General features: G+C 68.1%; 11 protein-coding genes. 5 read left to right on the top strand and 6 right to left on the bottom strand.

The window, feature by feature from the left end; all coding sequences use genetic code 11:
* Nucleotides 1-90: 90 nt before the first annotated feature.
* Entirely contained in the window at nt 91-618 is a 528-nt protein-coding gene (gene ppa / locus WS57_RS30880) for an inorganic diphosphatase (protein ID WP_009692593.1), read from the top strand.
* Nucleotides 619-673: 55 nt separating this feature from the next.
* Here ppa and WS57_RS30875 read toward each other — a convergent pair whose 3' ends face one another.
* A complete protein-coding gene (locus WS57_RS30875) occupies nt 674-1,486 on the bottom strand; it encodes a GIY-YIG nuclease family protein (RefSeq protein WP_059602454.1) in 813 nt (270 codons plus the stop codon).
* Between the two features lie 58 nt (nt 1,487-1,544).
* Nucleotides 1,545-2,570, bottom strand: coding sequence for a helix-turn-helix transcriptional regulator (locus tag WS57_RS30870; protein WP_040127943.1), 1,026 nt, complete (start codon nt 2,568-2,570; stop codon nt 1,545-1,547).
* Nucleotides 2,571-2,721: 151 nt separating this feature from the next.
* Here WS57_RS30870 and WS57_RS30865 point away from each other — a divergent pair, with 151 nt between their 5' ends.
* Entirely contained in the window at nt 2,722-4,980 is a 2,259-nt protein-coding gene (locus WS57_RS30865; protein ID WP_069245265.1) for a glycoside hydrolase family 3 C-terminal domain-containing protein, read from the top strand.
* Between the two features lie 63 nt (nt 4,981-5,043).
* On the opposite strand, the gene WS57_RS30860 is transcribed toward WS57_RS30865, so the two are convergent.
* Entirely contained in the window at nt 5,044-6,216 is a 1,173-nt protein-coding gene (locus tag WS57_RS30860; protein WP_069245264.1) for a GNAT family N-acetyltransferase, read from the bottom strand.
* Nucleotides 6,217-6,320: 104 nt separating this feature from the next.
* Between WS57_RS30860 and WS57_RS30855 the strand changes: the two genes are divergently transcribed.
* Nucleotides 6,321-8,009, top strand: coding sequence for an NAD+ synthase (locus WS57_RS30855; protein WP_059514951.1), 1,689 nt, complete (start codon nt 6,321-6,323; stop codon nt 8,007-8,009).
* Nucleotides 8,010-8,144: 135 nt separating this feature from the next.
* A complete protein-coding gene (locus WS57_RS30850) occupies nt 8,145-8,483 on the top strand; it encodes a P-II family nitrogen regulator (RefSeq protein WP_006398637.1) in 339 nt (112 codons plus the stop codon).
* A 146-nt stretch (nt 8,484-8,629) separates the two neighbouring features.
* Here WS57_RS30850 and WS57_RS30845 read toward each other — a convergent pair whose 3' ends face one another.
* Both WS57_RS30845 and WS57_RS30840 read right to left on the bottom strand, forming a co-directional pair.
* On the bottom strand, nt 8,630-9,715 hold the full coding sequence (locus tag WS57_RS30845; RefSeq protein WP_069245505.1) for a porin: 1,086 nt from the start codon (nt 9,713-9,715) through the stop codon (nt 8,630-8,632).
* 493 nt (nt 9,716-10,208) lie between these two features.
* A complete protein-coding gene (locus WS57_RS30840; RefSeq protein WP_236871929.1) occupies nt 10,209-11,180 on the bottom strand; it encodes a LysR family transcriptional regulator in 972 nt (323 codons plus the stop codon).
* An 85-nt stretch (nt 11,181-11,265) separates the two neighbouring features.
* Between WS57_RS30840 and WS57_RS30835 the strand changes: the two genes are divergently transcribed.
* Nucleotides 11,266-11,763: a GNAT family N-acetyltransferase gene (locus tag WS57_RS30835; RefSeq protein ID WP_040127940.1), complete on the top strand. Its 498-nt coding sequence runs from the start codon at nt 11,266-11,268 to the stop codon at nt 11,761-11,763.
* A gap of 70 nt (nt 11,764-11,833) precedes the next feature.
* Here WS57_RS30835 and WS57_RS30830 read toward each other — a convergent pair whose 3' ends face one another.
* Nucleotides 11,834-12,613 (bottom strand): ABC transporter ATP-binding protein, encoded by a 780-nt coding sequence (locus WS57_RS30830; RefSeq protein ID WP_040127939.1) that lies wholly within the window; start codon nt 12,611-12,613, stop codon nt 11,834-11,836.
* Nucleotides 12,614-12,620: the final 7 nt, after the last annotated feature.

Genomic DNA, 12,620 nt, shown 5'->3' with positions numbered 1-12,620 from the left:
AATGGCGCAGTCCCGGCGGGGACGCCCGTGGCGGAGCATCGGCCGCGGCATGCCCTGTCCCGAATTCCCATCGACCAACAGAGAGCGCTCATGAGCTTCAATCATGTTCCGGCCGGCAAGGACCTGCCGCAAGATTTCAACGTGATCATCGAGATCCCCGCGCAAAGCGACCCGGTGAAGTACGAGGCGGACAAGGAGCTGGGCCTCCTCGTCGTCGACCGCTTCATCGGCACGGGCATGCGCTATCCGGTGAACTACGGCTACATTCCGCAGACGCTGTCGGGCGACGGCGATCCGGTCGACGTGCTGGTGATCACGCCGTTCCCGTTGCTGGCCGGCTCGATCGTGCGTTCGCGTGCGCTCGGCATGCTGCAGATGACCGACGAGTCGGGCGTCGACGCGAAGCTGATCGCGGTGCCGCACGACAAGGTCTGCCCGATGACGGCGAACCTGAAGTCGATCGACGACGTGCCCGAGTACCTGAAGGACCAGATCAAGCACTTCTTCGAGCAGTACAAGGCGCTCGAGAAGGGCAAGTGGGTGAAGGTCGAGGGCTGGGCCGGCATCGACGCCGCGCACAAGGAAATCACCGACGGCGCCGCGAACTACAAGAAGTAAGCGGCGCACCGGCCCGACGGCCGGTTCGCGTGAAGCGCAAACCGCGCGTGTCTCGTTACGAGGCCGCGCGGTTTTGTTTTGTGCGCGGGGTTTTGCTGGCGGTGGAAGGCGCGCGCGGGGCGGCGTCCTTCGCGCGTTTTGCGCGGGGCGAGCCGCGGCGGGGCGGCGGGACGGCGGTGTCGGGCGCGTTCGTGTCGAGGGCGACGGCCGGGGCTTTGCCGTTCGTCGATGGGCTGGGCGCGGATTTTTTGTGGCTCGCGGATACTCGGTGCGGTGACGCCTTCTTTGCAGATGTATCGTTGCTGGTCTTGGCGGTCTTGGCGGTCTTGGCGGTCTTGGCGGTCTTGCCGGCCTTCGCGCCTTTTCCGACCGTTTCCGTCTTCGTAGCCTTCGCGCTCTTCGCCGGCCTTGCCGCTTTCGCCGATTCAAGCCCGGCCGTACCCACGACCTTCGCCGTCTTCGCGCGCTTCCTTCCCTTGACGGCTTCCGGCGCTTCCACTGTTTCAGCCGCGTCCGTTGCTTCCACCTTCTTCTTCCGCCGCCCGCGCGCAGCTACCCCGGTCTCCACCGCATCGCCGCCCGCATCGGCCAGCAACCCGACCGGCAGCACCGATTCGAGCGTCCGGATGCCCGCCGCCAGCTCGCGCTTTTGCGCGGGCGTGAGCCGCTTCACCCAGTATTCGGCGCGCGACGCGATCGACCGGTCGCGCAGCGGAAACGACGCGAGCACCGCGCGCGGCTTGCGCGAGCGCGTGTAGCGCGCGCCCTTGCCGGCCGCGTGCTCGTCGAAGCGCGCGGCGACGTCGGTCGTGATGCCCGTATAGACGCTGTCGTCGGCGCATTCGATCAGATACAGAAACCAGGACATGACGGATCGTCTGAATGCGGAGCCGCCAGTGTCTCAGAAAAAGCGCGGGCGATCGTCGTCAATCGATGCGTCCGTCGCGAAAGCGGCTTGGCGGCGCGCCGAGTTCGCGCGTGAAGAAGCGCGTGAAGGCACTGGTCGAGCGGAACCCGACACGGCTGCCGATTTCGCCGATCGGCAGCCGTGTGTTCAGCAGCAGGTCGCGCGCTTCGCCGAGCCGCGCCTGCGCGACGAGTGCATGGAAGCCGACCGCTTCGCGATGCAGCCGCCGGCGCAGCGTCCAGCGCGACATCGCGAAGCGCGAGCACACGTGCTGCATCAGCGTGTCGGCCGGCACGTCGGGATCGTCCGACGTACGCAGCCAGTCGCGCACGCACTGCTCGACGGACGAGCCGAATGTCGAGCGCGCACGCACGCGCTCGCGCGCGGCGTCGGCCGCGGGGCGCTGGATACTGGCGAGCGGCGCGTTGTAGCGTTCGAACGGCGTGTCGAATCGTGCGGAGCGCAGCACGATGCGGTTGTGCGCGGCATCGAACGACGCCGGCGCGCCGAGGGCGTCGCGCAGCGCGGAGGCCGGCGCGAATGCGCGCCCGACGAAGCGCGCATCGTCGATGCGAGCCTGCGGATCGTACAGGCGCGCGAGCGCGGCGAGGATCGACAGGTTCACGAACGCGCTGTCGGCCGGTCGCCCGTCGCCTTCGTCCACATAGTCGAACGCGATCGCGTCGCCGGTTTCGCGCGCGAAGATCCAGTCGACGTTGCCGATCAGGTCGCGGTAGCGCAGGTAACCGTGCAGCGCGTCGCGCAGCGTCGGCGCGTTGCACGTGACGCCGGCCAGTTCGGGAAACGGCGCCAGCCACGGCACGCCGCCAGCCGGCGGCCGATGCCAGGACCGCGGCCACGCGCCGGTCAGCCGCATCGCGGCGACGTGCCGGTCGCCGGCGATGCGGCGCGCGTCGTCGGCGAGATCGGCCGGCCCGATGCCGAGCGTCGCGTACAGCGGCGCGACGTCGATGCCGTTTGCGCGCGCGTCGTCGAACAGCCCGCGGTAGATCCGGACCGATACCGATTTCTGGTGCAACTCCATGTCTGCCTCCCTGTCGTCATGCCGTTCGGGTTTGTCCCCGCTGCGAGAGGTCAACGCATGCTCCTGCCGGTCAAACGTGGTGACCGGTCGATTTTTAGACTCGGACGCTGGAGTGTGGCGACAAGTACAACAGAACCATCCTGGAGGATCAATGAAAACTTCGCTGTTCCGGTGTTCGACGATCGCGTCCGCATGCGCGCTCGCAGTACTGCTCGCGTCGTGCGGCGGCGACGACATTCATGCGGGCCCGGCCGCGCCGGCGGACGCGGACGCCGCGGCCGACCAGCGCGCGGCCGCGCTCGTCGCGCAACTGACGACCGACGAAAAGCTGCAACTCGTGCACGGCACGGGCCTGCCGGCGCTCGACCTGGGCGGACCGTTTCCCGCCGAGGCGCTGAACGGCGCGAGCTATATCCCCGGCGTGCCGCGACTCGGCATCCCGGCCGTCAGCAGCGCCGACTCGGCGGGCGGCGTCAACGTGAAGAATGCGCGCGTGACCGCGCTGCCCGCGCCGGTTGCGCTGGCCGCGACCTGGGATACGTCGCTCGCGGCCGCTTACGGCAAGCGCATCGCGCTCGAATTGCGCGCGCTCGGCTTCGCGGAAGGGCTCGGCGGCGGCATCAACCTCGCGCGCGAGCCGCGCAACGGCCGCACGTTCGAATACATGGGCGAGGATCCGGTGCTCGCGGGCACGCTGAGCGCCGCGCGCACGCAGGCAACGCAGGCGCAGAAGGTGATCGCGACGATCAAGCACTTCGCGTTCAACGACCAGGAAACCAACCGGATGACGATCGATTCGGTGGTCGACGAACGCACGATGCGCGAGGCCGAGCTGCTCGCGTTCGAGATCGGCGTGAAGGACGGCCAGCCGGGCAACGTGATGTGTTCGTACAACAAGCTGAACGGCGTATATGCGTGCGAGAACCCGTATCTGCTGACGACCGTGCTGAAGAACGAATGGGGCTTCAAGGGCGTCGTGCAGTCGGACTGGGGCGCGACGCACTCGACGGTCGCGGCCGTGCAGGCCGGCCTCGACGAGGAGGAGCCCGGCGCAGCCGACGACGGCAACGCGCCGCTCGGCTCGTACTTCAACACGAAGCTGCGCGCGGCGGTGCAGGCCGGCAGCGTGTCGGTCGCGCGGCTCAACGACATGGTGCAGCGCAAGCTGCGCACGCTGGTCCGGATCGGCGTGATGGATGCCCCGCCGAAGCCGGGCGGCGCGATCGACGAAGCCGCGGGCAACGCCGACGCGCTCGCGATCGCGCGGCAATCCGCGGTGCTGCTGAAGAACGCGGCCGCGCCCGGCGATGCGCAGCCGGTGCTGCCGCTCGCCGCCGGCGCGCTGCGCTCGATCGTCGTGATTGGCGGCCATGCGGACGCGGGCGTGCTGTCGGGCGGCGGCTCCGGCGCCGTGCCGGCGATCGACGGCAATGCGGTGACGGGCTGCCAGCAGCCGTCCGGCATGCTGTTCGGCGGCTGCGCGACCTGGTACAAGTCGGCGCCGCTGGCGGCAATTCGCGCGAAGGCGCCGAACGCGGCGGTCAGCTACGTCGACGGCACCGACGCAAACGCCGCCGCGACCGCGGCCGCGCAGGCCGACGTCGCGATCGTGTTCGCGACGCAGTGGCAGACCGAGGGGCTCGATCTCGCGAGCCTGTCGCTGCCCGACGCGAACGCCGATCCGTACAACCAGCAATACGACCAGAACGCGCTGATCGCGGCGGTCGCGGCCAAGGCGAAGCGCGTGATCGTGGTGCTCGAGAACGGCAGCCCGGTGCTGATGCCCTGGCTCGCGAACGTGCACGGCGTGCTCGATGCGTGGTATCCGGGCGTGCAGGGCGGCCAGGCGATCGCCGACCTGCTGTTCGGCGACGCGAATCCGTCGGGGCGGCTGCCGCTGACGTTTCCGAAGCAGGAAGCAGACCTGCCGCAGCCGACGATCGACGCGGCGAAGCAGCAGACCGTCTATGCGGAAGGCCTCGCATACGGTTACCGCTGGTTCGACGCGCAGGGAATCGAACCGCTGTTCCCGTTCGGCTACGGGCTGTCGTACACGAGCTACGCGTATTCGGCGATGCACGCGCAGGCCGACGCGGCAGGCAACGTGACGGTGGACGTGACGGTGACGAACACGGGCGCGCGGGCCGGCACCGAGACCGTGCAGGTGTATGCGGCGCTGCCCGCATCGCTCGGTGAACCGCCGCAGCGGCTCGTCGGCTGGACGAAGGTCGCGCTGCAGCCGAACGAGGCGCGCACGGTCAGCATCGCGATTCCGTCGCAGCGCTTCGCGGTCTGGAACGCGGACGCGCACGCATGGCGCGTCGGCGCGGGCAGCTATACGCTGTCGGCGGCGGCCTCGTCGCGCGATCCGCACGCGTTGTCGCAGACGGTGACGCTCGCGGCGCGTTAGGCCGGCGGCCCGGCGGAAGGCTCGCGGCGCGGCTGCACAGCTGCGCCGCGCTCGCGCGCCGCATCATCTCCGCCGGAACGGATCGTGCTCGCGCAGTTCGTCGACGTACGCGTGGATATGCTCGGTCTCGCGTTCGAGAAAGCGCGCGACCGCGTCCGAGAACGCGGGATGCGCGAGCCAGTGCGCGGAGTGCGTGACGGTCGGCAGGAAGCCGCGCGCGAGCTTGTGCTCGCCCTGCGCGCCGCCTTCGAAGGTGTCGAGCCCGGCCTCGATGCAGAATTCGAGCAGCTGGTAGTAGGCCGTTTCGAAATGCAGGCAGGGCACGTGCTCGAGCGCCCCCCAGTAGCGGCCGTACAGCGTGCCGCCGCCGTGCTCGCCGCGCCGGTAGACCGCGAGCGCGCTGGCGATCGGCCGGCCGTCGGCTTCCGCGATCACGAGCAGCAGGTTCTCGGGCATCGTCGCGCCGATCGTGCGGAAGAAGTCGAGATTCAGGTACGGGCTCGAAAAGTGTTCTCGATAGGTCTGCCGGTAGCAGCGCGAGAAGAAGCGCCAGTCCGCATCGCCGATCTGGTCGCCGGTGAGCCGCCGGAACCGGACGCCCGCATCGTGCACCTTGCGCCGCTCCGCGCGGATGTTCTTGCGCTTCTTCTGTTCGAGCGTGCCGAGGAAGTCGTCGAAGTGCCGGTAGCCGTCGTTGATCCAGTGGAACTGCACGCCCTCGCGCAGCATCATCCCCATCGATTCGAGCAGCCGCGCCTCGTCGCCGGTCGGGAACAGCACGTGCAGCGACGACACGTCGCTCTGCTCGGCGAACGCGAGCAGTGTGGCCGCGAGCCGGCGGCGCGCGTCGTCGTCGGCGGCAAGCAGGCGCGTGCCCTGCACGGGCGTGAACGGCACCGCGCACAGCAGCTTCGGGTAGTAGGGCAGGTCGTTGCGCTGGTACGCGTCGGCCCATGCCCAGTCGAACACGTATTCGCCATACGAATGCTGTTTCGCGTAGACGGGCGCGGCTGCCGCGAGGCGGCCCGTGCGCGCGTCGGTCAGCGTGACGAAGTGTGGCGACCAGCCGGTCTCGTCGACCGCGCAGCGCGCGACGTGCAGTGCGTCGAGGAATTCGTGGCGCAGGAACGGCGTCGGCTGCGCGTCGCGGGCGAGCAGCGCGTTCCATTCGTCGGCCGCGACCTCGGCGGGGGACGACAGGATGCCCGTGCGATAATCGATGCGTTCGTGTTTCAAGCGTGAATCCGTACCGTTGGATGTCGCCGGATGCGTGCCGCCTCGGCATGCGTCGGCGACGATTTCGTCAGCCGTTCAGGGCGCGCCGCCGCGCCGATCCCGTCATGAAGACCCGACTCGCTCTCGCCCAGATCAACGTCACCGTCGGCGACTTCGCCGGCAACGTCGCGCGGATCGTCGCGGCCGCACGCGCCGCGCACAACGATGGTGCGCAGCTGATGATCGCACCCGAACTCGCGCTGTCCGGCTATCCGCCGGAAGACCTTTTGCTGCGACCGGCGTTCTATGCGGCCGCCGCCGACGCGCTCGTCGCGCTCGCCGATGCGCTGAAGGCATTCGACGGGCTCGCGGTGCTGGTCGGCCATCCGCTGCGCGGCGCACCAGGCGTCGATGGTAATGCAAACGGCCCGATCGAGCGCGGCATGCCGCCGACCGATACCTACAACGCGGTCTCGCTGATCGTCGGCGGCGCGATCGTCGGCACCTACCGCAAGCAGGACCTGCCGAATGCCGACGTGTTCGACGAGAAGCGCTACTTCGCGACCGACGCAGAGCCGCTCGTGTTCGAGCTGGGCGGCGTGCGCTACGGCGTGATCATCTGCGAGGACGCGTGGCACGCCTCGGCCGCGCAGATCGCGAAGGCGGCCGGCGCGCAGGTGCTGCTGATCCCGAACGGCTCGCCGTACCACATGAACAAGGAGGCGGTGCGCATCGACATCCTGCGCGCGCGGATCCGCGAGACGGGGCTGCCGATGGTGTACGTGAACCTCGTCGGCGGCCAGGACGAGCTCGTGTTCGACGGCGGCTCGTTCGTGCTCGACGCGCAGGGCGCGCTCGTCGCGAAGATGCCGCAGTTCGACGAAGGGCACGCGATCGTCGAATTCGACGGTGCGCGGCCGCTGCCCGGCGCGATCGCGCCCGAGCTGCCGCTCGAGGCGCAGGTCTATCGCGCGCTCGTGCTGGGGGTGCGCGACTACATCGGCAAGAACGGTTTCCCCGGCGCGCTGATCGGCTTGTCGGGCGGCGTCGACTCGGCGCTGGTGCTGGCGGTCGCCTGCGATGCGCTCGGGCCCGAGCGCGTGCGCGCGGTGATGATGCCGTCGCGCTATACGGCCGACATCTCGACCACCGACGCGGCCGACATGGCGCGGCGCGTCGGCGTGCGCTACGACGAGATTGCGATCGCGCCGATGTTCGACGCGTTCCGCGCGTCGCTGGCCGAGGAATTCGCGGGCCGCGCCGAAGACGCGACCGAGGAGAACATCCAGGCGCGCATTCGCGGCACGCTGCTGATGGCGCTGTCGAACAAGTTCGGCTCGATCGTGCTGACGACCGGCAACAAGAGCGAGATGGCGGTCGGCTACTGCACGCTGTACGGCGACATGGCGGGCGGCTTCGCGGTGATCAAGGACATCGCGAAAACGCTGGTCTACCGGCTCTGCCGCTACCGCAACGAGACGACCGACTACGCGCTGCGCGACGTGATTCCCGAGCGGATCCTGACGCGCGCGCCGTCGGCCGAGCTGCGCGAGAACCAGACCGACCAGGACAGCCTGCCGCCGTACGACGTGCTCGACGCGATCATGCGGATGTACATGGAAGAGGACCGGCCGCTCGCCGAGATCGTCGCGGCCGGCTACGCGCCGGCCGACGTCGCGCGCGTGACGCGGCTCATCAAGATCAACGAGTACAAGCGGCGCCAGGCGCCGATCGGGATTCGCGTCACGCATCGCGCGTTCGGGCGCGACTGGCGCTATCCGATCACGTCACGTTTTACCGAGCGTCTCGATTGAGCCGGGTGCGGTGTACCGGCGCGGGCGTACCAGCGCGGGCATACCGGCGCGGGCATACCGGCGCGGGCATACCGGCGCGGGCTTACAATCGGGATCGCGATTTTTCATCCAAACGAGCATTGAGGGACAACCATCATGAAACGCATCACCGCCATCATCAAGCCGTTCAAGCTGGACGAAGTCCGCGAAGCGCTCGCCGAAGTGGGCCTCACGGGGCTGACCGTGACGGAAGTGAAGGGCTTCGGTCGCCAGAAGGGGCATACCGAGCTGTATCGCGGCGCCGAGTACGTCGTCGATTTCCTGCCGAAGATGAAGATCGAGGTCGTGGTCGCCGAAGCGCAGGTCGACCAGGTGATCGACGCGGTGATCGGCGCCGCGCGCACCGGCAAGATCGGCGACGGCAAGATCTTCGTGTCGGACGTCGAGCGCGTGATCCGCATCCGCACCGGCGAGGAGAACGAAGCGGCGGTCTGACGCCGGCCGCGACGTTCGCCGCGGGTCGTGCGATACCGGCCCGCCAATAAAAAACGGTGCGGATACCCGGTTGGGTACCGCACCGATACGCGCCTCTCGCAGCAGCGTGGAAAGCGTTGTCGAATCGTTCTTGGGACGGCGCCTGATCAGAACAGGTGCTGGATGCCGGCGTAGACGCCGGTCTGGCTGCCGCCCGGGTTCGGGTTGCCCGTCGACACGGCCGTGCCGGCCGGGTTCGCGTTCAGGCCGAAGTTGGCCGTCTTGCTGTTGCGCACCGTCGCGACCTGGATGTCGAACAGCGTGCGCTTCGAGATGTTGTACGAGCCGCCGACCGTGTAGATGTTCGCGTTGCCGCCGCCGTGGTTGGCATTCACGTGATACACGGCCCCGATCAGCGCCGCTGCCGGCGTTGCCTGCCACGTCACACCGCCCCAGACCTGCTGCGTGCCCGTGACGCCGTTGTTGACCGCCGGGCCGCCGCTGCCGTCCGCACGCGATGCCTGGTAGGCGGCCTGCAGCTTGAACTGGCCGAGGAACACGTTCAGGCCGGCGAAGTATTCGCGCGAGTAGTTGAACACGTCCGAGAAGCGGCCGTTGCTGTCGCGCGTTTCGTCATAGATGCCGCGCAACTGGAACAGCGAGTTCGTGTACGTGATCTGCGCGCCGGCCGCACGGCCCGGCTGGCCGGCCGTCGTGTTGCCGTTGAAGTTGGTCGAGTTCGAGAACGAGAACTGGCCGTAGAAGTCGAGGCCGTAGACCTGCGGCGACTGGTACGACACGTTGTTGCTGGTCTTGTTCCAGTTGCGGCCGCGCACGAGCGACGCGGTCGACCAGTTCGACTGGCCGAACGGGTCGAAGTCCCACACGCCGTTCGCGATCGCGAGTTCGCGACCGAGCAGCAGGGTACCGTAACGATCGTTCGACACGCCGACGGTCGCATAACGATCCCAGATCGTGCCGCTCGAACCGAGGCCGCCGTTCATCGTGTTGAACGCGCCTTCCAGGTGGAACAGCACCTTGTTGCCGCCGCCGATGTCCTCGGTGCCCTTCAAGCCCCACAGGCTCGTGCCCCAGTCGCCGCTTTCCGCGCGGAATTGATGGCCGTTCTGCAGGCCGTTCATATACTCGAGGCCGGCATCCAGGCGGCCATACAGCGTGACGCTGCTCTGCGCGTGCGCCGTTACCACCCCAGCAGCCATCAGCGCGGCCGCGACCAAAGCTTTCTTCATCATCTCCTCCATACCCTGTCAAAAAGTCAACCCAGACTACGTAAGATGCCCGGGGCGACGAGCGCCGGGCAAAAGCGGGATAACCAGGGAGACCTCGTGCGGGGCCGGTTCGGCTGGGCACGCGGGCAAGCGGACGGGAAGACCGTTGAGCGGTCCCGCGCGGCCGGGTGGGCTTGCGGGGTCTCCTTGTTGTGTCGTGAAGCTAAACTACATTTCACGCACTTCGTTTTGCTACTTTGGTTACTAATTTAGCAAAAATACAATTTTGTGGCGACGGAAATCGTTGTTTGACTAACACGTGTCGCCAAATTGCCATGCAACACGGGGCGCAACCGTTGCCGGATGGCCTGCCGATTCGCGGAAAACCCTTGTCCGACAAGGGAGGCACGAATTCGGCAAAGTTGGGTCAAGGATTGCCACTATTGACGGCGGCGAGGCGTGCGCGTAATGCGCAAAAGACGCGGAAAAGGTAAGGATTTCGTAATGAAAACCGGCGTCAGCCGCCATCCGGCCGCGCCTCGAGCAGTTGCGCGCGGATCCAGCGGTGCGCGTCGGTGCGCGCATGTTTGGCATGCGAATAGATCTTCAGCGTGTAGCGCGGTATCTCGAACGGCGCGGGGAAGAGGCGGATCGGCGCCGCAGGCAGCAATGCGCGCGCCGCGCGGTTCGGCACCGTCATCAGGAGTGCAGATTCCGCGATCACGAACGGCGCGGCCAGCACGCTCGGCAGCTGCACGGCGACCTGCCGCGCGAGGCCGATCCGGTCGAGCACGTGGTCGACGACGCCGCGCGACTCGTTCCACGGCGTGACGACGACGTGGCGCGCGGCGAGGTAGCGTTCGAGCGTCAGCCGCGTGCCGATCTCCGGATGCGTGGCGCTCGCGATCACCACGTAGTCGTCCGAAAACCAGTCGAAATCCTCGATGCCCGGCGCGTCGGCCGACGATTCCTCGTGATAGCCGAGCGCGAAATCGATGCGGCCGGCCGCGAGCTCGTCGACGGCGATCTTGCGGTCCGAATGGACCACGCGGATCCGCAGCTGCGGCGCGACGTGCTGGATGCGCGCGATGAAGGGCGGCAGCACGGCGAACGCCGTATAGTCGGTCGCCGCGAACACGAAGGTGCGGTCGCTGTGTGCGGGATCGAAGCGGCGCGCGCGGGCGAGCCCCTTCGACATCGCGTCGAGCGCGTCGCCGGCCCATGCTGCGATGTCGTCGGCGCGCACGGTCGGCTGCATTTCGTTGCCGAGGCGCACGAACAGCGCATCGCCGATCGCGTCGCGCAGCCGCGCCAGCGCATGGCTCAGCGCGGACGGGCTCATCGCGAGCTCGTGCGCGGCCGCCGCGACCGAGCGGTGACGGTACAGCGCGTCGAACACGAGCAGCAGGTTCAGGTCGAGACGGCGCAGGTCGGGATGCATCATGTTCAGGTCGGGATGAAGAAACTGCACTTCCTGCAGCGGCAGCATGACCGTAGCATGACGGTCTGATCGGCGCCAGCGCTTGCGGGGCGCCGGGTTTCGTTTCAGTCCGGGCCGGAGGAGGGCCCATTCCGTGCAAATCGACATCCGTTCCGCCAGCCCGGCCGACGTGCCGCTGATCCTGCGCTTCATCACCGAACTGGCCGTCTATGAAAAAGCGGAGCACGAAGTGGTCGCGACGCCCGCGTCGCTCGAGCGCAGCCTGTTCGGGGAAGGCTCGCCGGCGCGCGCGCTGATCTGCGAGGTCGACGGCGAGCCGGCCGGCTTTGCCGTGTATTTCTTCTCGTATTCGACGTGGCTGGCCCGGCAGGGGCTGTATCTCGAGGATCTCTACGTGTCGCCGCGCTTTCGCGGCGCGGGCGCGGGGCTGCGGCTGCTGAAGGCGCTCGCGCGGATCGCGGTCGAGTCGGGCTGCGGCCGTTTCGAGTGGAGCGTGCTCGACTGGAACGAGCCGGCGATCCGCTTCTACGAGAGCGTCGGCGCGGCGCCGCAAAGCGAGTGGGTGCGCTACCGGCTCGCGGGCGATGCGCTGCGCGCGTTCGCCGACCCCGCGCCGGCGCACGCCGCGTAAACGCAAAACGGGCGCCGCGCGGCCGGCTGGCCGCGGGCGCCCGTTCGCGCGCTACGACGCGCGCCGTGCGTTACTTGAGGCTGCCCGACAGGAACCCGCGCAGGCGCTCGCTCTTCGGGTTCGCGAACACCTCGGCCGGCACGCCTTCTTCCTCGACGCGCCCCTGGTGCAGGAACATCACGTGGTTCGACACGTTGCGCGCGAAGCCCATCTCGTGCGTGACGACGATCATCGTGCGGCCTTCCTCGGCCAGCTTCTGCATCACCTTCAGCACTTCGCCGACGAGCTCCGGATCGAGCGCCGACGTGGGCTCGTCGAACAGCATCACGTCGGGATGCATCGCGAGCGCGCGCGCGATCGCGACACGCTGCTGCTGGCCGCCCGACAGGTGCGACGGATACTGCTTCTCGACGCGCGGCGCGAGGCCGACCTTCTCGAGATAGGTGCGCGCGCGCTCCTCGGCTTCCTTCTTCGGGATGCCGAGCACGTTGACGGGCGCTTCCATCACGTTCTCGAGCACGTTCATGTGCGACCACAGGTTGAAGTGCTGGAACACCATCGACAGCTTGGTGCGCACGCGCTGCAGCTGCTTCGTATCGGCCGCGCGCAGCGCGCCGGTCTTGTCGAGCGCGGTGCGGACTTCCTCGCCGTCGACGAAGATGCGGCCCGAGTTCGGCTGCTCGAGGAAGTTGATGCAGCGGAGCATCGTGCTCTTGCCGGAGCCGGACGAGCCGATCACGCTGATCACGTCGCCCGAGTTCGCCTTCAGCGACACGCCCTTGAGCACCTCGTTGTCGCCGTACCGCTTGTGCAGATCGTCGACGAAAAGCTTCTGAGTCTGGGAATTCATCAATAGT

The sequence above is a fragment of the Burkholderia pseudomultivorans genome, assembly GCF_001718415.1.
In the GTDB taxonomy this organism is placed as follows: Bacteria; Pseudomonadota; Gammaproteobacteria; order Burkholderiales; family Burkholderiaceae; genus Burkholderia; species Burkholderia pseudomultivorans_A.
Note: the sequence above shows the minus strand (reverse complement) of the source record. Positions and strands in the feature narration are given on the sequence as shown.